Origin of the sequence: Modicisalibacter xianhensis (assembly GCF_900113605.1) — a bacterium.
GTDB classification, from domain to species: Bacteria; Pseudomonadota; Gammaproteobacteria; order Pseudomonadales; family Halomonadaceae; genus Modicisalibacter; species Modicisalibacter xianhensis.
The window spans coordinates 264,561-284,489 of record NZ_FOPY01000005.1 but is presented as its reverse complement, the minus strand read 5'-3'; the positions used below and the strand labels follow the sequence as shown (position 1 = coordinate 284,489).

General features: G+C 60.7%; 21 protein-coding genes, 5 tRNA genes and 1 pseudogene. 22 read left to right on the top strand and 5 right to left on the bottom strand.

Annotation, left to right across the window (positions count from 1 at the left end; translation table 11 throughout):
• Positions 1-501 precede the first annotated feature (501 nt).
• Positions 502-993, top strand: a complete 492-nt coding sequence (locus BM194_RS07915; protein ID WP_092845463.1) for a DUF6640 family protein — start codon at positions 502-504, stop codon at positions 991-993.
• Between the two features lie 104 nt (positions 994-1,097).
• Entirely contained in the window at positions 1,098-1,880 is a 783-nt protein-coding gene (locus tag BM194_RS07910; protein WP_092845461.1) for an SDR family NAD(P)-dependent oxidoreductase, read from the top strand.
• Between the two features lie 159 nt (positions 1,881-2,039).
• Here the strand turns inward: BM194_RS07910 and BM194_RS21110 are convergent.
• Positions 2,040-2,207, bottom strand: a pseudogene (locus BM194_RS21110) (hypothetical protein); the annotation flags it as partial.
• A 392-nt stretch (positions 2,208-2,599) separates the two neighbouring features.
• Here BM194_RS21110 and BM194_RS07900 point away from each other — a divergent pair.
• From BM194_RS07900 to BM194_RS07885, 4 genes are all read left to right on the top strand, one after another.
• Entirely contained in the window at positions 2,600-3,061 is a 462-nt protein-coding gene (locus BM194_RS07900) for a (2Fe-2S)-binding protein (RefSeq protein ID WP_092845457.1), read from the top strand.
• Positions 3,062-3,064: 3 nt separating this feature from the next.
• Positions 3,065-5,329 carry a xanthine dehydrogenase family protein molybdopterin-binding subunit gene (locus BM194_RS07895; protein ID WP_092845455.1) on the top strand — a complete coding sequence of 755 codons (2,265 nt, stop codon included), beginning with the start codon at positions 3,065-3,067 and terminating at the stop codon, positions 5,327-5,329.
• An 11-nt stretch (positions 5,330-5,340) separates the two neighbouring features.
• Positions 5,341-5,976, top strand: a complete 636-nt coding sequence (locus tag BM194_RS07890; protein WP_177223367.1) for an Isoquinoline 1-oxidoreductase subunit — start codon at positions 5,341-5,343, stop codon at positions 5,974-5,976.
• Between the two features lie 279 nt (positions 5,977-6,255).
• Complete coding sequence (locus BM194_RS07885; RefSeq protein ID WP_092845453.1) at positions 6,256-7,242, top strand: aldo/keto reductase; 987 nt, start codon at positions 6,256-6,258, stop codon at positions 7,240-7,242.
• On the opposite strand, the gene BM194_RS20895 is transcribed toward BM194_RS07885, so the two are convergent.
• The gene (locus BM194_RS20895; protein ID WP_244890913.1) at positions 7,206-7,568 is read right to left on the bottom strand and encodes an IS66 family transposase; all 363 of its coding nucleotides are present in this window, start codon (positions 7,566-7,568) and stop codon (positions 7,206-7,208) included. The genes BM194_RS07885 and BM194_RS20895 overlap by 37 nt on opposite strands.
• A gap of 264 nt (positions 7,569-7,832) precedes the next feature.
• A complete protein-coding gene (locus tag BM194_RS20890; protein ID WP_244890906.1) occupies positions 7,833-8,180 on the bottom strand; it encodes a transposase in 348 nt (115 codons plus the stop codon).
• A 782-nt stretch (positions 8,181-8,962) separates the two neighbouring features.
• On the opposite strand from BM194_RS20890, the gene BM194_RS07875 reads away from it, so the two are divergent.
• Positions 8,963-9,766 carry an IS5 family transposase gene (locus BM194_RS07875; RefSeq protein ID WP_092845451.1) on the top strand — a complete coding sequence of 268 codons (804 nt, stop codon included), beginning with the start codon at positions 8,963-8,965 and terminating at the stop codon, positions 9,764-9,766.
• Between the two features lie 32 nt (positions 9,767-9,798).
• Here BM194_RS07875 and BM194_RS07870 read toward each other — a convergent pair whose 3' ends face one another.
• Complete coding sequence (locus tag BM194_RS07870; protein ID WP_177223366.1) at positions 9,799-10,068, bottom strand: type II toxin-antitoxin system RelE family toxin; 270 nt, start codon at positions 10,066-10,068, stop codon at positions 9,799-9,801.
• Positions 10,052-10,276 carry a type II toxin-antitoxin system RelB family antitoxin gene (relB, locus tag BM194_RS07865; protein ID WP_092845447.1) on the bottom strand — a complete coding sequence of 75 codons (225 nt, stop codon included), beginning with the start codon at positions 10,274-10,276 and terminating at the stop codon, positions 10,052-10,054. Before relB ends, BM194_RS07870 begins: the two co-directional genes overlap by 17 nt.
• Before the next feature lie 266 nt (positions 10,277-10,542).
• Between relB and mobH the strand changes: the two genes are divergently transcribed.
• From mobH to rplL, 15 genes are all read left to right on the top strand, one after another.
• Positions 10,543-12,465 (top strand): MobH family relaxase, encoded by a 1,923-nt coding sequence (gene mobH, locus BM194_RS07860; RefSeq protein WP_092845445.1) that lies wholly within the window; start codon positions 10,543-10,545, stop codon positions 12,463-12,465.
• Positions 12,458-13,411: a tyrosine-type recombinase/integrase gene (locus BM194_RS07855; RefSeq protein ID WP_092845443.1), complete on the top strand. Its 954-nt coding sequence runs from the start codon at positions 12,458-12,460 to the stop codon at positions 13,409-13,411. Before mobH ends, BM194_RS07855 begins: the two co-directional genes overlap by 8 nt.
• Positions 13,412-13,582: 171 nt before the next feature.
• Positions 13,583-13,671: transfer RNA gene (locus BM194_RS20620), tRNA-Ser, on the top strand.
• Positions 13,672-13,974: 303 nt separating this feature from the next.
• Positions 13,975-14,955 (top strand): biotin--[acetyl-CoA-carboxylase] ligase, encoded by a 981-nt coding sequence (locus BM194_RS07850; protein ID WP_092845441.1) that lies wholly within the window; start codon positions 13,975-13,977, stop codon positions 14,953-14,955.
• Entirely contained in the window at positions 14,952-15,791 is an 840-nt protein-coding gene (locus BM194_RS07845) for a type III pantothenate kinase (RefSeq protein ID WP_092845439.1), read from the top strand. The genes BM194_RS07850 and BM194_RS07845 overlap by 4 nt, the downstream gene beginning before the upstream one ends.
• A 101-nt stretch (positions 15,792-15,892) precedes the next feature.
• A tRNA-Tyr gene (locus BM194_RS07840) sits at positions 15,893-15,976 on the top strand.
• A gap of 46 nt (positions 15,977-16,022) precedes the next feature.
• Positions 16,023-16,096: transfer RNA gene (locus BM194_RS07835), tRNA-Gly, on the top strand.
• An 8-nt stretch (positions 16,097-16,104) separates the two neighbouring features.
• A tRNA-Thr gene (locus BM194_RS07830) sits at positions 16,105-16,179 on the top strand.
• Positions 16,180-16,315: 136 nt separating this feature from the next.
• Positions 16,316-16,391, top strand: a tRNA-Trp gene (locus BM194_RS07825).
• Between the two features lie 74 nt (positions 16,392-16,465).
• On the top strand, positions 16,466-16,834 hold the full coding sequence (gene secE, locus BM194_RS07820) for a preprotein translocase subunit SecE (RefSeq protein ID WP_092845437.1): 369 nt from the start codon (positions 16,466-16,468) through the stop codon (positions 16,832-16,834).
• Positions 16,835-16,842: 8 nt separating this feature from the next.
• Positions 16,843-17,376, top strand: a complete 534-nt coding sequence (nusG, locus tag BM194_RS07815) for a transcription termination/antitermination protein NusG (protein WP_092845435.1) — start codon at positions 16,843-16,845, stop codon at positions 17,374-17,376.
• Positions 17,377-17,477: 101 nt separating this feature from the next.
• Complete coding sequence (gene rplK / locus BM194_RS07810) at positions 17,478-17,909, top strand: 50S ribosomal protein L11 (RefSeq protein ID WP_092845433.1); 432 nt, start codon at positions 17,478-17,480, stop codon at positions 17,907-17,909.
• Positions 17,910-17,911: 2 nt separating this feature from the next.
• A complete protein-coding gene (gene rplA, locus BM194_RS07805) occupies positions 17,912-18,604 on the top strand; it encodes a 50S ribosomal protein L1 (protein WP_092845431.1) in 693 nt (230 codons plus the stop codon).
• 254 nt (positions 18,605-18,858) lie between these two features.
• Entirely contained in the window at positions 18,859-19,362 is a 504-nt protein-coding gene (gene rplJ, locus BM194_RS07800) for a 50S ribosomal protein L10 (protein ID WP_092845429.1), read from the top strand.
• A 92-nt stretch (positions 19,363-19,454) separates the two neighbouring features.
• Positions 19,455-19,829 carry a 50S ribosomal protein L7/L12 gene (rplL, locus tag BM194_RS07795; protein ID WP_092845427.1) on the top strand — a complete coding sequence of 125 codons (375 nt, stop codon included), beginning with the start codon at positions 19,455-19,457 and terminating at the stop codon, positions 19,827-19,829.
• Positions 19,830-19,929 lie beyond the last annotated feature (100 nt).

Sequence of the window (19,929 nt, the reverse complement as noted above, 5' to 3'; positions counted from 1 at the left end):
GGCGGAGGATCGGTTAGGCAGTCAGTCAATCCGTTCAGCACATTGGGCCACAGACGGGGCAGCGCAGACGTCGCATGGGAAAGCCCAGTCACCACGTGATAGAAACAGTGGCGCTTCGCGAACACGCCGGTAATGCGCATCCTGTGTCAGGAGACAGGCCTGGTCACAGTCACTGCAGACCGGGCACGTGAGGATACGTTGCTAGCTGAATAAGCAGGGTGTCGGCGCGAGAAAGGTTTGTTGGACGGGGAGTGAAACGTTTCCCAGAATAGGCAGAGCGGAGTAGCGTCCATGGCAACGACGATGTCCATAGGCTAACGTTTTGGCGAATATCGGCTTATCCGGATTACCACCGTTTTTCTATTCTGCCTGTCCCCACGGACCTTGCTCGTTTCATGCTGATCTGCGAAGAGCCAAAAACCATTGACTACAATCCAGCAAATCAGCGCCGAGGTCGCAGGCAATGTCTGGCTATGCTCTTGAACGTATGGAGAGGATGCGATGAAGCATGAAAAGCTCCTTCGACAACAGGGTTATGACAAAGCAGATGGCGATACTTGCATGAAGTCAGGCCGAGCCTTGCTCTATGCTACCAATACGATCGCAATCGTCGGTTCCTGGGCCCTCGACATGAACAGAACCCATATGTATAACCCCAATTGGCCACCACATGCCAAGTTTCACGACGCAATGACCATCATGCTAGGAACGCTTGCGGGTGTTGGCGGTCTCTATTTTCTTCGCCAAAAGCCATTGAAGCCGACCAGCATGGCATTCGCGGCTGTCCTGCCTGCATCGTTCTTCTTTGCCCAGCTATCCGCTTTCGCGTTCCCCAACACGGGCGGCATCGATGCGGAGTTCCCCGAGGTAGTGCCGCGTGTCGCCGGAAAGCCACTGAACGAAAAGCCGTTTAGTATCGCCATGCTCGGCCTTGCTGCTGCCGGATATCTTCTGACAACGCGACGTGGGAGGCAGGGGAAACGGGCATCTTAACGAGGCGACACATCAGCCCTTCGAGGCGCCGCCGATATGGCGGGCTTCTGGTAGGCACTGCTGACATGTCGAGGCCAAGATTGATGAATGAAAGGAGTGATGCGATGACGGAACAGCCTTTGCAAGGCAAGCGCGCCCTGGTCACCGGTGCGTCGAGTGGCCTCGGCCTGGCCATGGCCGAGGCGTTGGCGGAGGCGGGCGCAACGGTAATACTCACGGCACGCTCGGCGGAAAAGCTCGACACTGTCGTGGCTTCTCTCGCGCAACGCCGGCTTGACGCCCACGCACTGGTAATGGATGTGCGTGACGAACAGTCTATCGCCACCGCAGTGGACGAGGTGCGGCGACGCTGGGGCGGGCTGGATCTGCTGGTCAACAACGCCGGCATCGGCATGCGCACGGTCAACCCCGATTTCCTCACCGATCCACAGCCGTTCTACAAGGTTTCCGCCGCAGGCTTTCGTGACCTCATCGACACCAACCTGACCGGCTATTTTCTGGTCACCAAGGCGTTCATGGCGCTGTTCCTAGAACAGGGCAAGGGCAAGATCGTCAATATTACGATGAACCATGCCACCATGCGTCGCCAAGGCTTCGTGCCCTACGGCCCCTCCCGTGCCGGCGCCGAGTCGCTCTCGCTGATCATGGCCGAGGATCTCCGCGAGGCGAACGTCGACGTCAATATGCTGTTGCCGGGCGGCGCCACCGAGACCGGCATGATCCCCGAGGAGCACAAGGAGGCGATCAAGGCTCAATTCGGCCTGCTCAGCCCCGCAGTGATGGCCGATTCCATTGTGTTCCTGGCCTCGGATGCTAGCGACGGTCTCACCGGCGAGCGTATCGTCGCCAGTGAGTTCGACGAGTGGCTACGCCAGCGCGAGCTTTGAACTCTTGAGGCTTATTGTTGCACTGCAGGCGCGTGCCGCGCTTCCCGGCAAAGTGCGATGACCCTTTTTAGCGACTTGTAATCCAGCACTCCCAGCACTGCGTCGGCCCGCAGCGACCACTGATGATGCAGCACCGGATCACTTGCGACGAGTGATGAATTAAAGCGCTTTGACCAACGATGCCTTCTCCATTTGCTGCAGGTAGGCGTGAATCCGGTCGGTGTCATCCCCCTGCGTCAGACGCATTTGCTCAGTTTGGTCCGCCGGATACGCCAAGATCGCCGCCACGCAATGCTTGCAGAAATCGATGTCTTCGTAGGCCGGGCAGTCGCAGCCACCTTCCCCGCCAACACGCTAAGCTGGCGATCGGTCAAAAGTCCTATTGCTTCCTGTTGTGGCATTGCGTTCCACCTTTAATTGCCTTGTTATCGATACACCACCTGTGGGTGTCCAGCAAGGCTGGGCCGGACTGGTGGCGATCGGCTGGGGCATGTCGATCGCCATGGGCGGCAATGCCACTACTTCCGTGGCGAGTTAAGGCAGGCGCGCCACGCAGACCATCCTATAGCCAGAACATGCCACTTGGGGCGTCCCGGTACACGAGACCTTTGCATTTGCTTCACCCAAACTTAGCGGACTAGGGTAGAAAAGGAGCGAGTCGCAGCACGACGCTCATTCGCCACCGCACAGGCATACCAGGACGCAATGAGGCTAAGGGCATGACAATCACCTTCAAACTCAACGGCAAGAGCGTTTCCACCGGTGTAGAGCCGGATACCCCGTTGCTCTGGGTTATCCGCGACGATTTCAGACTCACCGGCACGAAATTCGGCTGTGGGATCGCCCAGTGCGGCGCTTGTACCGTGCATCTCAACGGCATGCCCCGCCGCTCCTGCGTCACGCCGATCTCCCAAGTGAATGGTGGCTCCGTGACCACGATCGAAGGGCTGGACGGCAAGGAGGCCCAAGCGGTGCAGGATGCCTGGATTGCCATTGACGTGCCCCAGTGCGGCTACTGCCAGTCCGGGCAGGTGATGTCGGCTGTCGCTCTGCTGAGAGAGGTTCCCAAGCCCACCGACACCGACATCGACCAGGCCATGGCCGGCAACATCTGCCGCTGCGCCACTTATGTGCGCATCCGCAAGGCGATCCACAACGCCGCCGATACCCTGGAGGATTGAGCGATGACCGACATCTTCAACGAACGAGTCCCGTCCCTCGAAGCGGTGGCCAAAACTGCTCTTGAGCCATCGCCGGAGCGGGCGGGCGACGGTGGCCTATCGCGCCGAGGCTTTCTGCAGGGCTCGGCGGCAGTCGCCGCCGGCCTGATTATCGGGGTTTACCTGCCACCGCGGGCGCGGGCCCAATCCGGGGCGGCCGCCGTCATCAACGACCCGACCCCGGGCGGTTTTGCCCCCAATGCCTTCATCCGTATCGCACCCGACGATACCGTCACCGTGATGGTCAAGCACATCGAGATGGGGCAGGGGCCCACCACCGGGCTCTCGACGCTGGTGGCCGAAGAGATGGACGCAGACTGGAGCCAGATGCGCGCCGAGATGGCGCCGGCGGAGACTGAAACCTATGTCAATACCATTTTCGGTCTGATGGGCACCGGTGGGTCCACCGCCATCGCCAACTCCTACCAGCAGATGCGCAAGGCCGGCGCCGCCGCGCGCGCGATGCTAGTCCAGGCCGCGGCCAACCGCTGGAAAGTCGATGCCAGCGAGATCACGGTGGCCAAGGGCACCGTCAGCCATGCCGCCAGCAATCGCAGCGCGAGCTTCGGAGAACTGGCTGCCGAGGCAGCCAAGTTAGAAGCACCGGCCGAGCCCAGGCTCAAGTCCCCCGATCAGTTCACCCTGATTGGTGCTCATGTCGCCAAACTCGACTCCCGCGACAAGAGCACGGGGCAACAGCGCTTCACTCTCGATCTGTATCCCGATGATCTGGTCACCGCCACCATCCTGCACCCTCCCCAGTTCGGCGCGACGGTCGCCTCGGTGAACGATAAGCCGGCGCGGGCCGTCAAGGGCGTCATTGACGTCAAGATGGTGCCTGCCGGCGTCGCCATCTACGCCGAGAACACCTACGCCGCCCTGAAGGGCCGCGAGGCTCTCGAGATGACATGGAATAGCGACAACGCCGAGAAACGTTCATCCGCCGAGATGGAAGCGGATTACCTCAAGGCGGTCCAGAGCCATGGCGTTTCGGCACGGAACGATGGGGACGTGGAAAAGAGCCTCGCCGCCGCCGAAAGCGTTTTCGAGCAGACTTTCTACTTTCCCTTCCTGGCACACGCTCCCATGGAAATGCTGGATGCGGTCGTCCAGTACAAGGACGGCCAGGTCACGGCCTGGCTCGGCTCGCAGCTGCAGACGCTGGATCTCGGCGCCCTGGCCCAGGTGTTCGGTGTCGGAGAGGACAAGATCACCCTTCACACCCTGTTCGCCGGCGGCAGTTTCGGGCGTCGTGCCCAGCCCGGGGGAGAATTTGCCGCCGAAGCCGCCGAGGTGGCCAAAGCCCTCGGCAGCGATCGTCCGGTCAAGCTGATGTGGACGCGGGAGAACGACATCCGAGGTGGGCGCTACCGTCCTTTGGCCGTCCACCGGTTGCGTGGCGCCCTGGACCAGGACGGCAATATCACCGCCTGGGACCACCAGATCGCGGTGCAGTCGTTCGTCAAGGGAACGGCGGGATTCGAAGGCATGATCCAGGACGGTATCGATTCCACGGCCATCGAGGGTTCCCGTGAGTTGCCCTATGCCATCCTCAACCAGCGGGTCGGACAGCACCTGATGGACAACGGGGTATCTACCCTCTGGTGGCGCTCGGTGGGTCACACCCATACCGGCTATGCCACCGAAGCGTTTATCGACGAGCTGTTGGAGAAAGCCGGCAAAGATCCTATTGAGGGGCGTCTGGCACTATTGGGCAATCAGTACCCACGCCACCGTGCCGTTCTGGAGAAAGTGGCGCAGATTGCCAACGCCTCCGGCCAGGCCCCGGCAGGGCGTCAGCGCGGCGTGGCCCTGCACAAAAGCTTTAACACCTATGTCGCCGAAATCGCCGAGGTCTCGGACAACGGCGACGGGACACCGCGGGTGCACAAGGTCTGGTGCGCGGTGGACTGCGGCGTCGCGGTCAACCCCGATATCATCCGTGCGCAGATGGAGGGAGGCATTGGGTTCGGGGCCGGGGCGATACTGTACGACGCCATCACGCTTACCGAGGATGGCTACGTCAAGCAGGCCAACTTCGATACCTATCCCTCCCTTCGTATCCACGAAATGCCGGAGGTGGAAGTGGCCGTGATGGCTTCCACCGAGGCGCCGACCGGCGTTGGCGAGCCCGGGGTTCCGCCGGTCGGGCCGGCGATCGCCAATGCCTGGCGTCGGCTCACCGGTCAGCGAGTCAATCGCCTGCCGCTCGTTCCATCCGAAGCCTGAGGGGGGCCATCATGAAACGCATTCTTTTTTATGCCGTCTGCGCCGCCCTGCTTGCCGTCGCGATGGCCTTTGCCCTGGGCCCAGCGATCGCCCAGAGCGCGTCGGCCGAGGCGAAGTCCCTGAAGTCCCCCGCGGACTTTGACTCCATCAACAACTTGAAGGAGCGCTCGGTTGCCCTGTTCAACGAAATGGGCAAGGTGCTCAAGCATCCCCGCTGTGTCAACTGCCATCCCCGTGGTGACAGTCCCCTGCAGGGCATGGAGCAGCAAGTGCACCAGCCGCTGGTGGTGCGGGGCATGGGCAATATCGGCGCTCCCGGCATGCGCTGCATGACCTGCCACGGTCCCGAGAATGTTCCCTACAGTACGCAGGAAGGCTCCATCCCCGGTCATCCGAAATGGCACCTGGCGCCACCCGAGCAAGCCTGGGAAGGCAAATCCCTTGCCGCGATCTGCCAGCAGCTGAAAGACCAAGACCGCAGCCACAAGACCCTGGCCGAGCTGCAGAAGCACAACGCAACCGACACGCTGGTCGGCTGGGGCTGGCACCCGGGCGAAGGCCGTCAGCCGGCGCCCGGTACCCAGAAGATCTTCGGCGATCTGACCCAGGCCTGGATAGATTCCGGAGCGCACTGTCCGCAGGGATGAGCGTTGTCCCAACTAGGCGTTGAGCGACCCGGCGAACCGAGTCGACGGCTCGGAACGGCACTAGATGTTTGGCCTCGTGAAGTAATGGTTTCGAAGTCATCCAGGTCCACGAAAGCATGGCCGGGGGCAGCGTGTCCACTGGGGCGGTGAACGAGGCCAGGGTATGGCGCTCCTACACCGGGCGGTTCGCGCATGGTTGCAAAACCCTGAACTGCGTCCATCCTTTTGTGGGATAACACCGCTTAACCTGAAGGCGACAACTGAAAGAGGAACCTGCAGATGCATACGCGCAAGCTTGGCCGAGAGGGCCTCGAGGTCTCCGCACTCGGCCTCGGCTGCATGGGAATGTCGGACTTTTACGCAGGCCGCGACGAAGCCGAGGCGGTGGCGACGATCCACCGCGCCATCGACCTTGGCGTGACGTTGCTGGACACCGCCGACATGTACGGCCCGTTCACCAACGAGGTTCTGGTCGGCAAGGCGATCGAGGGCCTCCGTGACCAGGTCGTGCTTGCCACCAAGTTCGGCAATGTCCGCAGTGAGAAGGGGGAGTTTCTCGGCATTCGCGGGGACGCCGAATACGTGTGGCAGGCCTGCGATGCGTCGCTCAAGCGCCTCGGCGTCGACCACATCGACCTCTATTACCAGCACCGCGTCGACCCGAACACGCCGATCGAGGAAACGGTGGGCGCCATGGCCGAGCTCGTGAAGGCCGGCAAGGTCCGCTATCTCGGCCTGTCCGAGGCTGGGCCGGAGACGATCCGCCGGGCCCATGCCGTGCATCCCATCGCTGCGCTGCAAACCGAATACTCCCTGTGGAGCCGTGAGCCGGAGGAGGAGATCCTGCCGACGGTGCGGCAACTGGGCATCGGCTATGTGGCCTACAGCCCGCTCGGACGCGGCTTTCTCACTGGCCAGATCCGCAGCGTCGATGATCTCGCCGAGGACGACTACCGCCGCAGCGCGCCGCGCTTCCAGGGCGAGAACTTCCAGAAGAACCTTGATCTGGTGCAGGAGGTCGAGACGATGGCGCGGGAAAAGGGCTGCACGTCGTCCCAACTCGCGCTGGCCTGGCTGCTGGCGCAGGGAGAGGACATCGTTCCCATCCCCGGGACCAAAAAACGCGCTCGACTGGACGAGAATGTGGGCGCGCTCGACGTGCGCATCACCGCCGAGGACCGCGCGCGGATCGACGCCATTCTGCCGCCGGGCGCTGCTGCCGGCAGCCGCTACGACGCGCCACAGATGCAGGCGCTGAACCGGTAAGTACCAGGCGGGGCGGCGGCAGACGCGCGTGATCGCGGACCGCCGCGCCCCTCGCTGAAGTCATAAACCACCGCCTTCAATTCAGCGTAGGGTGTGGTGGCATAGGCCCAGAGATAGGCTCGGTGGGCCTTCTTCTTGCCCGGGACGAGCATCGGCACCGGAGCTTCATCGACAGGCAGCGCCGGCTCGCTGAGTAGCAGGTCACGTAAGGCATCGATCAGCGGCTGGAGCCGCACCCCGCAGATGCTGATCCACTCGGCTAGAGTGGAACGCGGAAGCGCTACACCGGCTCGGGCAAAGGGCTGCTCCTGGCAATAGAGCGGCAGGGGGATCGGCGTATTTAGCGATCAGCACCTGAGCCAGCAGGCCAGCGGTAGGGATACCCTTTTCGATGATCTGCGCCGGCATCGGTTGCTGGGTCAGCGTCTCGCACTGGCACAGACCCACTTGCCGTTGATGTGGCGCTCGGCGTGGAACACGCAGACGTGTAATCGAGCTTCTCGGAGGTCTCCTCGCCAAGCCATCGCAGTTGGCAGCCACAGGCGCAGTGCTCACTCTCCGGGCCATGGCGGATCTCGATGAGCGGCAGCTCAGGGGGCAAGGGGCGCCGATTGGGTGTTCTTGATCCCCAGTGTATCAGGCGTGACTAGATCTTCCATCTCGGTCTCGATGGCGGCAATGTCGGCATCCACCACCTTGTCCAGCAGGCTGATCTGCAGCACGTTGAGCTGTTTGCTGCGCTTGCCGAAGGCATGGCGTTTGAGCAGCGCCAGTTCATCGGTCAGCTTCTGGTTGATTGTTCGCTGTGTCGCAGCGCCTGTTCCTTTTCCTCGACCTGCGATATCAGAGTTGCCGCCAGGTGGCGGAGTTGATCGGGAGATAGCCGGTCCTGATATTGAGTGAGGGTCATGCTCGTCAGCATGTCGGTTACGCTGCATCGCAAAATCTCCTGCTATCAGGGTCACGTAGCGGGAATCTCACACTGAGGCTGGACCGGTTTCCGGGGGAAAGGTTAGCGTCAACCAACGGAAGGAAGTAGGTGTATGAATAATCAGTAACTAAACGCGCACGGGACTGTTAGCCTTTGAGAATGTTTTGCTCGCAGGCTAATAAGCATTGTATTTGTTTGTGATTCATGCCAAACCACATCCAGACTCCCCAGCACTTGCTGGGATGACTAATGCTGTAGCTGAAGTCTGGGTGAACTGTGATGACTATGAGGCTGCTGAAGCGGCTGCAGTTCAGCGCGTTCAGCAGCGCCAATGGTACGTAGTAGCGATTGAGGAAGCTATTGATTATGGCGAGTCGCTACCACCGCGACTGAACAGGGCACAGGCTCGCCTATACAATGATGCACGAGTAGATGGTGTTTCGTCTTTTTTCATGCCTTATACAGGCGAGTCATGATTGAGTATAGCGCTACTAAATAAAACAAGGACATTCGCCATAATAGGCCAAGGCGTCACTGATCGTGCCCACCACATAACAGATGGCTGGCATCAGCGCTGGCAACCAAGGGCAAAGCGGTAGACGCAGCTCGACATTATTAAGGTAACTAGTTAGGCCCCCTACGTAACCCATCAGAACAACAACATATACGTATAGCCAAGGGAGAAGTTAATGAGCGCTATCGCCGTGTTGCTCCTAGGGTTAGCCGGAATGGCTTTACAGTGCCTTTCAAAACCTTGAAGGCAGCCTCAGCCATGCCTAGATTTTCGGTATGGCTAAGAAAATCGTATCCGATGAACTCTGGTCCATTATTGAGCCGCTGATGCCACCGCCGAAGCCCAAGCCGCGTGGTGGGCGGCCGCCCATCTCCAACCGCGATGCCCTGACAGGCATCCTGTTCGTCCTGCGCTCAGGCATCCCCTGGGAGATGCTGCCGCAGGAGATGGGCTGCGGTTCAGGCGTCACCTGTTGGCGCCGCCTGTGCGATTGGCAGGAGGCCGGTGTCTGGGAGCGCCTGCACCAGACGTTACTGGAACACCTTCACCATGCCGATCAGCTCGACTGGGAACGGGCCTGTATGGATAGCGCATCCGTACCGGCAAAAGGGGGCTCAGCCATCGGCTCCAACCCGACGGACCGGGGCAGACCGGGCACCAAGCGCCACCTGCTGACGGATCGCCAGGGCGTTCCCTTGGCCGTCCTGCTGTCGGGTGCCAATATGCATGACAGCGTGCCTTTGGCAGCCTTGCTCGATAGCGTGCAGCCAGTGTCATCGGGCCGACCAGGGCGGCCTCGTTGTCGCCCTCGAAAGCTTCATGCAGACAAGGCTTATGATCATCGGCGCTGCCGCCGGTCATGTCGGGCTCGTGGTATCCAGCCTCGTATCGCTCGTCGGGGCGTGGAAGACGGGCAACGACTCGGACGCCACCGCTGGGTGGTCGAACGAACTTTTGCCTGGTTGGGGCGGATGAGGCGATTAGCGATACGCTATGAGCGACGTACCGATATTCATTATGCCTTTACGCTGCTGGGGTGCTCACTGGTCTGTTTGAACAAGCTTCAAGGCAGGTTTTGAAAGGCACACTTAAGGCTTTTCCAATGAGTGCATCAACGACGATAGATGTCGCGGCGGTGACCAAGTCGAATGACCAGGATGCGCACTTCTTCATCCTCGATACTGGCGATGATCCGATAGTCACCTACGCGGTAGCGCCATAATTCACTGAACTGTCCGGTCAGGGGCTTGCCTAACTGCCGAGGATCTTCCAAGGGCTGTACCCGGGAGCGGAGATAATCACGGATACGCTTGGCGTCCGTATGTCCCATCTTCTTGAGCTGCTTTACAGCATCATCCGTGAGCTCAATCCGCCAGGCCAAGCTCACGCTCCAGGTCATCCAGGCTACGGGTAGTCATCTCGCCGCGGCGTACCTGCTCTAGGGCCTGCTCGGCCAGGTAGATATCCTCGAGGTCGTCCAGGTGCTCAAGGATTGCCTCGCGGGCATAAAAGGTTTTAGTGCGCCCGGTGGCTTTGGCCAAGGCCTCGAGGCGGGCCTCAATGTCGGTGGGGAGTCGTATGGCCAGCATGTTGGGCCCTCCGCTAGGATTGCTATACGTGTATAGCATACGCTTTTCCCTACTCTCTCGCCATACAGTAGAGCGCCTGTAGACATGCCTCAACTGTGCCTTCCTCGGCAAGCACTACAATCCGCATGCGCTACGTAACTCAGCTGAGCGGCCAGTCGTTGGTTTAGTATCGACTGGAATGCCTATCAGACCGGCTTAACGTTTTTCCTTCGCGTCGAGACGCAGCTCTGTCACAACAATAGGAACCCTGGTGACAGAGCCTACTTATGCTTGTACGTCTTTTTTCACGGTCCGGAGCTGCCTCACAGACTGGCAAAGGGTTCCATCACCCTCGGTCCGGTGCGGAGCTACTCGCGACGCCGCGTCGCCAGGCCATGCTCAAGCTGCTCTGGGATACCACGTCCCTGACGCGGCCCGTCTTCGACGAATACCTGCTGGCACCCATCCAGCGCTACGCGGAGCTCATTCAGCTGCTGCCGGCCTCCGAGTCGCATCACCACGCCTATCCCGGCGGCATGCTCGATCATGCGCTCGAGATGGCCTGCTATGGATTGCGTCTCCGGCAGCGCCATCTTTTGCCACCGGGCGCCAAACCCGAGGACCAGAGCTCGGCCGGCGAGCTATGGAGTGTGGCCATCATCTACGGCGCCCTCATGCACGACGTCGCCAAGGTCCTGGTCGACCTCGAGATCCATCTCGAGGACGGCCGCGAATGGCGCCTATGGCATGGAGCGATTCCGGGGCCCTACCGGGTACGCTACCGAGCCGGCCGGGATTACCACCTGCACAGCGCCGTCAATCCGCTGCTGGCTCAGCAGGTCCTGGGCCCCAGGGTCCTGGACTGGCTGATGAGCCAGCCCAGGCTCTTCGCGCTGCTGATGTACACGATCGCCGGCCACACCGAGCGCGGCGGGATCATTGTCGAGCTGGTTCACCAGGCGGATCGTGCCAGCGTCGCCAGGGCGCTGGGTGGCGATCCTGTCCAGGCCCTCGCGGCACCGACCGACTCCCTTCAGCGCAAACTGGCCGAGGGGCTGCGCTACCTTGTCCGCGAGCAGTTCAAGCTCAATCAGAAGGGCGGGGTGGGGTGGCTCACCGAGGATGCCCTCTGGTTGGTCTCGCCGCGGGCAGTCAACGAACTCAAGACCCACCTCTACGCGCAAGGCATTAAAAGCATCCCCGCCGACCTGAACCGACTCTATGGCGAGCTGCAGTCGCATGGGCTGATCGAGGAAGTCAGCGAGGGCAAGGCCGTCTGGCAATGCGAGATCGTCGATGGCGACTGGCAGCAGACCTTCAGCATGATCAAGGTCTCGCCGACGCTGATCTGGGGCGTGGCGGACAGGCCGCCGGCGTTCCGCGGCACCTTGACGGTTAAGGACGTCGGCGCGACGGAGGCTTCGGAAGCCGGCCGTTTGGATGATCCCGCCTCGTCCTCGGATAAGCTCCCTACACAGCACCCCACCGTCCACGAGTCATCCCGTTTCGAAGCCACCGATTCGTCACCAGATGAGGCTGCGCTGCCGCCTGCCCAGGCCGAGCCGCCCAGCGCTCCCAACCCTGAAACGTCAACCACCTCAGACGCACCACAGTCTGCCCCGGAGGAGACCCTGGATGAGGAGATCTTGAGCCTGTTCCCCCAAGTGGCGGAGCAAGGACAGGGGCCAGGCCGGATCGGCCCTGGCGGCGATCAGCCTACGGAGACAAAACTTTCAGAGATTGCCGACAGGAACTGTCTCTCGGTTTCTGCTAAAAAAGAAAACGCTCAAATAAAGGCGACACAACAATCCGACAACGCCCTGGACCTGGGCGAGCGGTTCTGGCAGTGGCTGACGACGGGGCTGGCGAATCATTCCCTGGTCATCAATGACACGAAGGCACCGGTGCACACGGTGAACGGCACCTGGTTCCTGGTCAGCCCCGGCATCTTCAAGCGCTTCAGCAGGGAAGCACTGAACGACGAGACGCAATGGAAAGCCGTCCAGCAGCGCTTCCAGAAGCTGGGCCGTCACGTCAGAACCCGGGGACGGAATATCCAAAAGGTCACCGTCCAGGGACCGAACAAGACCCGAACGCTGATGGGGTACCTGATCGAGGATCCGTACCAGGTGAGTCGCACGCTGCCACCCGACAACTGGGTGCTGACGCTTGCGACCGCCCCCGCAGAAGGGGAAGAGTCCCATGTATGACGTGTCGTTTCTGGAACTGGTGAGCCGCTACGCCGCCGACAAGCACCTGCGCCCCAAGAGCGTCAGCACCTATACCGCCGTCGTTCGCCTGTTTCGCCGCTACCTGGGCCACGAGGCCTACCCCAGCATGGTCACGCGGCCCATGGTCATCGAGTGGCGCACGGCGATCATCCGCACGCCGGCGCGACCGGACGGCATCACCGAGGCGAGCTGGAATAACTACGTCCGCCATCTCAAGGCGCTCTACAACTTCGGCATCAAGCATCAGCTGATTGCCTGCGCCCACAATCCGTTCCTGGAGGTCTCGGTCAAGCAGCCGAAAGCGCCCAAGAAATCCCTGCAGCCGCTGCAGATACGCTACGCGCGCGAGGTCCTGGAGGTGTGCCGGCGCTTCGAGACCGCCTACGACGAGTGCTCGAAGATCCATCCGGCCTGGTTCTGGCAGGTGCTGATGGAGACTTTCTTCTACACGGGAATCCGGCTCAATCAGCTTCTCCATATCCAGGCCGGGGACGTCAATCTCAAGAAGCGCATCTTCCGGGCCTCGGCCGCGGGCTCCAAGACGCATTCCGAAAGCATCCTGCCGATTCCGGATGGCCTGTACCCGCACCTCTATACTCTGATCGTCGCGGCCCATAACTCGGGCTTCAAGCGCCAGGATCAGCTCTTCAACGTGAACCGGTTCAGTCACCGGCATCGGCGCACGGACATGGATACCTGGCAGGTCGAGCACTTCTTCCAGGTGTTGTCGGAGATGACCGGCTGCAAGCTGTCGCCGCACCGGTTCCGGCACTTCCTGGGCACGAGCCTGATGGAGAGTCCCGAGCGCAATATCCATCTCACCCAGAACATCCTCAACCACACCGACATCCGCACCACGATGGAGTACGTCCATCCCGATGTCGAAGCCATGCGGCGGGCGCTCAATGCCCGGCCACCGGTGTGATGACAGGGCTCGGCGGGGGAGATGACCTCCCTCGTCATACCAATACATTAGTGGGTTGACAACTACCGGGAGGTTGGCCATGATTCAAAGCGCCAATGCAGTGCAGGGGGCAGTCAGGCGCCGTCAACCGGCCCCTCCCGCCGTCACTGTCTTTACTATGGTCCGTACTGAGCCGTCACAAGTCGGTTTTACTTTTCGTTACAAAGTGCAATTGACTTGTAATCAGTAGGTCCCGGGTTCGACTCCTGGTGTCGGCACCATAGAAATTGTAGAGCCATCAGGCACTTGCCTGAAAAAGAAACCGCCCTTGATGGCGGTTTTTTTGTGTCTGAAATGATGATCCTCTCCTCAGAAGCCAGTCCGCTCCATGCGAGAGCCAAGAACAAAGGCCGGTTTATTGTCAAACATCCCTTCGAGCGGCCCAGCCAAGCGGCTGGGGTGTGGCTGGGTCAGCAAGACCGCGTCAGGTCCAGGTCTCCTCGATTAACTCCACTTTGGTCGCTATCGTTCCCGCCGGGTAGGCGCTTCCGCTAGAATGGCGGTTTTTCGACGGGACGGAAGACATGACGATCGGCGAGTTGATCCGTCTGCTCAGTGATGGCGGTTACCATTCAGGCGAGCAGTTGGGGGAGCGTCTCGGCGTGACCCGCACGGCTGTCTGGAAGCAGCTCAAGAAACTCGAAGCCCTGGATATACCGCTAGAGGCGGTAAAGGGGCGAGGGTATCGGCTGACTTCGCCCATGGAGCTTATTGATGGGCCAGCGATTATTGCTGCCTTGTCACGGGAGTCGCGTCGTCATCTTGTCAGGTTGTTCGTCGAAGAAACCTTGCCATCATCCAACCTGTTTCTGCGTGACCGCTTCCTGCATGGGGCAGGGCATGCCGAGGTGTGCCTGGCGGAGAGCCAGACTGCTGGCAGAGGGCGGCGTGGTCGCCAATGGATGAGCCCGTGGGGGCGTAGCCTGCTGTTTTCCATGGGCTGGCGGTTTCAGGGTGGGGCATCGGTGCTCGAAGGGTTGAGCCTGGCGGTGGGGGTGGTTATCGCTGAGGTCCTTGAGAAGCATGGTCTCGATGTCGCACTGAAGTGGCCTAATGATGTATTGCTCGTGACCGGCCAGGGGCATGGCAAGCTGGCCGGAATCCTGCTGGAGCTCAGCGGTGATGCCGAGGGGCCTTGTGAGGTGGTGATCGGCATTGGTCTCAATGTCGTGCTGCCCGAGGCGCTGCGCACGGAGCTCGACCAGGCCGCCTCAGCCGTTGCAGATCAAGCACCTGGCGTATCGAGAAACCAGTTGGCTGCTGAATTGATCGAAGCATTGCTCGGCTTGCTAAATGGCTTCGAAGAGGCGGGCTTCGAGCCCTGGCGGGAGGCATGGAACCGGCGTAATGCTTATGCCGGGCGTGACGTCGATATCGTCCAGGGCGGGTTGAGCTATGTAGCCACGGTCGACCGGGTCGACGAGGCTGGCAATCTTCTTGTTACGTGCAATGGCGAAGTGCAGCGCCTGGTGGGTGGAGAAATCAGTGTGCGTGGGCGCCCATGATTCTGGATCTCGATATTGGCAATACGCTGTCCAAGTGGCGCCTCAAGGATGTCTCGAGCAGCGAGATTCGCTCGCGAGGCGCGGTATGGACGCGCGAGGAGTGGCGCCCGGGCGCTGATATTCCCGATCTGGATGTGGTGGGCGCCGTGCGTATTTCCAGCGTGGCGCGCCGTGCCGTGCTGGAAGATACGGTGGCGCTGCTGCAGCGTCGCGTGGGGGCTGTGCACGTGGCAGGCTCGGTTCGTGAAGCGTTGGGTGTGACCAACGGTTACGAGGAGCCTGGGCGCCTCGGCGTCGACCGTTGGATGGGTGCCCTGGCTGGGTACCAGTTGACCGGCGGGTGCTGCAGCGTCGACTGTGGCAGTGCCATCACGATCGATTTTGTCCTGCCTGGCGGGCGACACCTGGGGGGGTACATTATCCCTGGGTTGCGACTCATGAAAGAGAGTCTCAAGCTGGGCACACGCAACGTGGCGATCGATCCTGACAGCGAAGCCGATGAGTTGCTGGCTCCCGGCAGGAATACCGTCGAGGCCGTGAATCACGGCATCTACATGGCCGCAGTCAGTGCGGTCAACCGTATTTATGCCGAAGTCTGTGACCGGGAGGGAGTGGCTCTGCCGCTGCTCCTTACGGGAGGGGATGCTCGCGTCGTCTCGCGAGGGATCCGTATGCCCCATGCTATTTGGCCGGACATGGTCTATGCCGGACTCGAGGCGTGCTTCCCCCTGACAGCCGCGGAGCGGGCCGGCAGGATGGCAGGCGCGCCGCATGTGCCTGCTCCGGCTGCGCTGGAAAGAATTCGTGCAGGGCTTGCATTCTCGACGCTGCTTTGACACAATGCGCCGCGTCTTGGGGCCTTCGGCTGGCGCCGCAAGTGCAAAAGAAACAAGCACTTGACAGGCGGGTCGGAGATGGTAGTATTTGCCGCCACGTTGGAGGGGTTCCCGAGTGGCCAAAGGGAGCAGACTGTAAATCTGCCGCGAAAGCTTCGAAGGTTCGAATCCTTCCCCCTCCACCAAGTTTCAAGGTCGCCGCGCTACGCGTCGATAGCAAGAGTAGGGCAGGCGGGCATAGTTCAATGGTAGAACCTCAGCCTTCCAAGCTGATGATGCGGGTTCGATTCCCGCTGCCCGCTCCAGGTTTCAAGCTCATGTAGCTCAGGGGTAGAGCACACCCTTGGTAAGGGTGAGGTCGACGGTTCAAATCCGTCCATGAGCTCCAGTTTCGAGGCGAGCCGATGCTCGCCTTTTCTTTCTCTGATAGCAAGACGGTCAGGGGTTGTCAGGGCAAGGCGCTTTCGTTATCATCTTGCCCGCTGTTGCATGGCTGCCTGCAAGAGGTGGTTGCAAAGTGTTACAGGCCAGTAGCTCAATTGGCAGAGCAGCGGTCTCCAAAACCGCAGGTTGGGGGTTCGATTCCCTCCTGGCCTGCCAGTCTTCCCCAGGCTGGCCTTTTCTCATATAATTCCGTCTTTTTTCGATTGCCGCGCCTTGAGGAGTCCCACGTCATGAAACATAACGCCGAGGTGCAGGAGTCGCGCCACGACGGGATCAAGTGGGCGGTTGTCGTCGTTCTTGTTGCGTTGGCCGTGGTCGGTAACGGTTACTTTGCCGATCAGGCTTTGCTGTATCGCGTTCTGGGCGTGGTGGCCTTGTGTGCCGCAGCCGCAGCGGTAGCGCTGACGACTGCCAAGGGGCGGAGCCTCGTCGAACTGGCCCGTAGTGCACGCAAGGAGATTCAGCGCGTCGTCTGGCCGACCCGTCAGGAAACCATTCAGACGACCGCTATCGTTCTGGTGGCCGTACTGCTGGTCGGTTTGATGCTGTGGCTGATTGACACCGTTCTGGGCTGGGCGATGTCCGGCATCATTGGTTAGGAGTATCCATGTCCAAGCGTTGGTACGTCGTTCACGCCTATTCCGGCTTTGAAAAGCACGTCATGCGCTCACTGATCGAGCGGGTGAAGCTGTATGGCATGGAGGATCAGTTCGGTGAGATCCTGGTGCCTACCGAAGAAGTCGTCGAAATGCGTGATGGCAAGCGCCGGAAGAGTGAGCGCAAGTTCTACCCTGGCTACGTGCTGGTCGAGATGGAAATGAACGATCAGACCTGGCATCTGGTCAATGAGACGCCGCGCGTCATGGGATTTATCGGCGGTACGCCCGAAAAGCCCGCCCCGATCACCAAGAAGGAAGCCGATGCCATCCTTCGCCGAGTCGAGTCCGGGGCAGACAAGCCGCGTCCCAAGACGCTCTTCGAGCCGGGGGAAGTTGTGCGTGTCATCGATGGCCCGTTTGCCGACTTCAACGGTGTCGTCGAAGAGGTCAATTACGAGAAGAGTCGCTTGCAGGTCAGCGTGCTGATCTTCGGCCGTGCTACGCCTGTTGAGCTCGAGTTCTCTCAAGTCGAGAAGGATTGATTCGGTCGCCCGGTGAGGGGCTGCCGACACCGTTCATCGGCCTCTTGCAAGGCCGTTAACCCGGGGAGCCGAAAGGCGCTATTACCCAACTGGAGAGTATCATGGCTAAGAAAGTCCAGGCCTATATCAAGCTGCAGGTTGCAGCTGGCAAGGCCAATCCGAGTCCCCCCGTGGGCCCCGCGCTGGGTCAGCACGGTGTCAACATCATGGAGTTCTGCAAGGCGTTCAACGCCGAGACTCAGGACATCGAGCCGGGTCTGCCGACACCCGTGGTCATCACTGTCTACTCCGACCGCAGCTTTACCTTCATCACCAAGACGCCGCCTGCCGCCGTCCTGCTGAAGAAGGCTGCTGGCATCAAGTCCGGTTCTGGCGAGCCGAACAAGACCAAGGTCGGGACCGTGACTCGCGAACAGCTCGAAGAGATCGCCAAGACCAAGGAGCCGGACCTGACGGCTGCCGATCTCGACGCCGCTGTGCGTACCATTGCCGGTAGCGCCCGCAGCATGGGCCTCAACGTGGAGGGTCTCTGATCATGGCCAAACTGTCCAAGCGTGCACAGATGATCCGTGAGAAGGTTGATTCCTCCAAGGTTTATTCCCTTGAGGAAGCGATTTCCCTGCTCGGCGATCTGTCCAAGGTCAAGTTCAAGGAGTCTGTCGACGTCGCCATCAATCTTGGCGTCGATCCGCGTAAATCCGACCAGGTGGTGCGTGGTGCAACCGTCATGCCCAACGGCACCGGCAAGGACGTGCGTGTCGCTGTCTTTACCCAGGGCGCCAACGTCGATGCTGCCAAGGAAGCCGGTGCCGATGTGATCGGCATGGACGATCTGGCCGAGCAGGTAAAGAAAGGCAACCTGGACTTCGACGTGGTGATCGCCTCGCCGGACGCCATGCGTGTCGTCGGCCAGTTGGGCCAGATTCTCGGTCCGCGCGGCCTGATGCCTAACCCGAAAGTCGGCACCGTGACGCCCGACGTCGCCACCGCGGTCAAGAACGCCAAGGCGGGTCAGGTGCGTTTCCGTACCGACAAGAACGGCATCATCCACACGACTCTTGGCAAGGTGGACTTTTCCGCCGATGCACTTCGCGGCAACCTCGAGGCGCTGGTCAACGACCTCAAGCGTCTCAAGCCCAGCACCTCCAAGGGCGTGTATTTCAAGAAAATGACCCTGTCCACTACCATGGGCCCGGGTCTTACCGTCGATCACAGCGCGTTCGTGTGATTGTCGGGAAACAGGCAGTAACTTTGCGGTCCCCGTGCCAAGCGGGCGGGGCACCGTCAAAGACCGCAGGTGCCATCTGAAAGTGGCTTAATGGTCTGAGAGCGTGTTGTGTGCCTGGACCGCCTGCGCAGATGGTGTGCCCCGCCAGTTCGCTGGTGAGCACCATCAACCCAAGCCTCCCTTGCCGAATAGCCTGGGAGAGATGGTAACCACCGGAGCATCCCCGGATGCCCCGGCACGAAGGAGTGAACACTGTGCCACTAGGTCTCGAAGACAAGAAAGCGATTGTTGCAGAGGTCAGTGAAGCCGCTCAGGCAGCTCTCTCCGTCGTTGTTGCCGATTCCCGTGGTGTGTCTGTCAGCGCAATGACCGATTTGCGCAAGCAGGCCCGCGAGAATGGCGTGCAGATCCGTGTTGTCCGCAACACGCTGGCACGTCGCGCTCTGTCCGGAACTCCCTGGGAGATCCTGGACGAGACTTTTGCTGGTCCGACCCTGCTGGCCTTCTCCTACGAGCACCCGGGCGCTGCAGCTCGTCTGTTCAAGGAGTTTGCCAAGGGACAGAAGGACTTCGAAGTCAAGGCGCTGGCCTACGAAGGCGAGTTGATTCCGGCTTCCGATCTTGATCGTCTGGCAACCCTGCCGACGTACGACGAGGCGATCGCCAAGTTGATGTCCGTCATGAAGGAAGCTTCTGCCGGCAAGCTGGTCCGTACCCTCGCCGCGTTGCGCGACAAGAAGCAGGAAGAAGCTGCGTAAGCGACTCTTTTTGCCTCGTCGCCTGAAACGTCAACCCAGTTATCGAGCGCAAACACTCCAGGGCGCGCTCCGCAAAGTTTAGGAAAGCAATCATGGCACTGACCAAAGAAGATATCATCAACGCCGTCGCCGACATGTCCGTGATGGAAGTCGCTGAGCTGATCGAAGCGATGGAAGAGAAGTTCGGCGTTTCTGCCGCTGCTGCTGTCGTGGCTGGCCCGGGTGCCGGTGGCGATGCCGCTGCTGCCGAAGAGCAGACCGAGTTCGACCTGGTTCTGACCGCCGCTGGCGACAAGAAGGTCAACGTCATCAAGGTCGTTCGCGAGATCACCGGCCTCGGCCTGAAGGAAGCCAAGGGTGCCGTCGACGGCGCTCCGGCAACCCTGAAGGAAGGCATGTCCAAAGACGATGCCGAAGAAGCCAAGAAGAAACTGGAAGAAGCCGGCGCTTCCGTGGAGCTCAAGTAACCCTTGTGCCCCATGGCTTCACGCGCTGCGTAAGCTTCCACGGCTGGTGGCGGGATGCCCGCTGCCGGCCTTTTTCTGTTGTCACTAGCGTTCTATCGTG

What these genes read in the sequence shown, in the direction of transcription:
- BM194_RS07915 (WP_092845463.1), top strand. Translation starts at nt 502, where the DNA reads ATGAAGCATGAAAAGCTCCTTCGACAACAGGGTTATGACAAAGCAGAT.
- BM194_RS07910 (WP_092845461.1), top strand. Translation starts at nt 1,098, where the DNA reads ATGACGGAACAGCCTTTGCAAGGCAAGCGCGCCCTGGTCACCGGTGCG.
- BM194_RS07900 (WP_092845457.1), top strand. Translation starts at nt 2,600, where the DNA reads ATGACAATCACCTTCAAACTCAACGGCAAGAGCGTTTCCACCGGTGTA.
- BM194_RS07895 (WP_092845455.1), top strand. Translation starts at nt 3,065, where the DNA reads ATGACCGACATCTTCAACGAACGAGTCCCGTCCCTCGAAGCGGTGGCC.
- BM194_RS07890 (WP_177223367.1), top strand. Translation starts at nt 5,341, where the DNA reads ATGAAACGCATTCTTTTTTATGCCGTCTGCGCCGCCCTGCTTGCCGTC.
- BM194_RS07885 (WP_092845453.1), top strand. Translation starts at nt 6,256, where the DNA reads ATGCATACGCGCAAGCTTGGCCGAGAGGGCCTCGAGGTCTCCGCACTC.
- BM194_RS20890 (WP_244890906.1), bottom strand. Translation starts at nt 8,180, where the DNA reads ATGCAGCGTAACCGACATGCTGACGAGCATGACCCTCACTCAATATCA.
- BM194_RS07875 (WP_092845451.1), top strand. Translation starts at nt 8,963, where the DNA reads ATGGCTAAGAAAATCGTATCCGATGAACTCTGGTCCATTATTGAGCCG.
- relB (WP_092845447.1), bottom strand. Translation starts at nt 10,276, where the DNA reads ATGCTGGCCATACGACTCCCCACCGACATTGAGGCCCGCCTCGAGGCC.
- mobH (WP_092845445.1), top strand. Translation starts at nt 10,543, where the DNA reads ATGCTTGTACGTCTTTTTTCACGGTCCGGAGCTGCCTCACAGACTGGC.
- BM194_RS07855 (WP_092845443.1), top strand. Translation starts at nt 12,458, where the DNA reads ATGTATGACGTGTCGTTTCTGGAACTGGTGAGCCGCTACGCCGCCGAC.
- BM194_RS07850 (WP_092845441.1), top strand. Translation starts at nt 13,975, where the DNA reads ATGACGATCGGCGAGTTGATCCGTCTGCTCAGTGATGGCGGTTACCAT.
- BM194_RS07845 (WP_092845439.1), top strand. Translation starts at nt 14,952, where the DNA reads ATGATTCTGGATCTCGATATTGGCAATACGCTGTCCAAGTGGCGCCTC.
- secE (WP_092845437.1), top strand. Translation starts at nt 16,466, where the DNA reads ATGAAACATAACGCCGAGGTGCAGGAGTCGCGCCACGACGGGATCAAG.
- nusG (WP_092845435.1), top strand. Translation starts at nt 16,843, where the DNA reads ATGTCCAAGCGTTGGTACGTCGTTCACGCCTATTCCGGCTTTGAAAAG.
- rplK (WP_092845433.1), top strand. Translation starts at nt 17,478, where the DNA reads ATGGCTAAGAAAGTCCAGGCCTATATCAAGCTGCAGGTTGCAGCTGGC.
- rplA (WP_092845431.1), top strand. Translation starts at nt 17,912, where the DNA reads ATGGCCAAACTGTCCAAGCGTGCACAGATGATCCGTGAGAAGGTTGAT.
- rplL (WP_092845427.1), top strand. Translation starts at nt 19,455, where the DNA reads ATGGCACTGACCAAAGAAGATATCATCAACGCCGTCGCCGACATGTCC.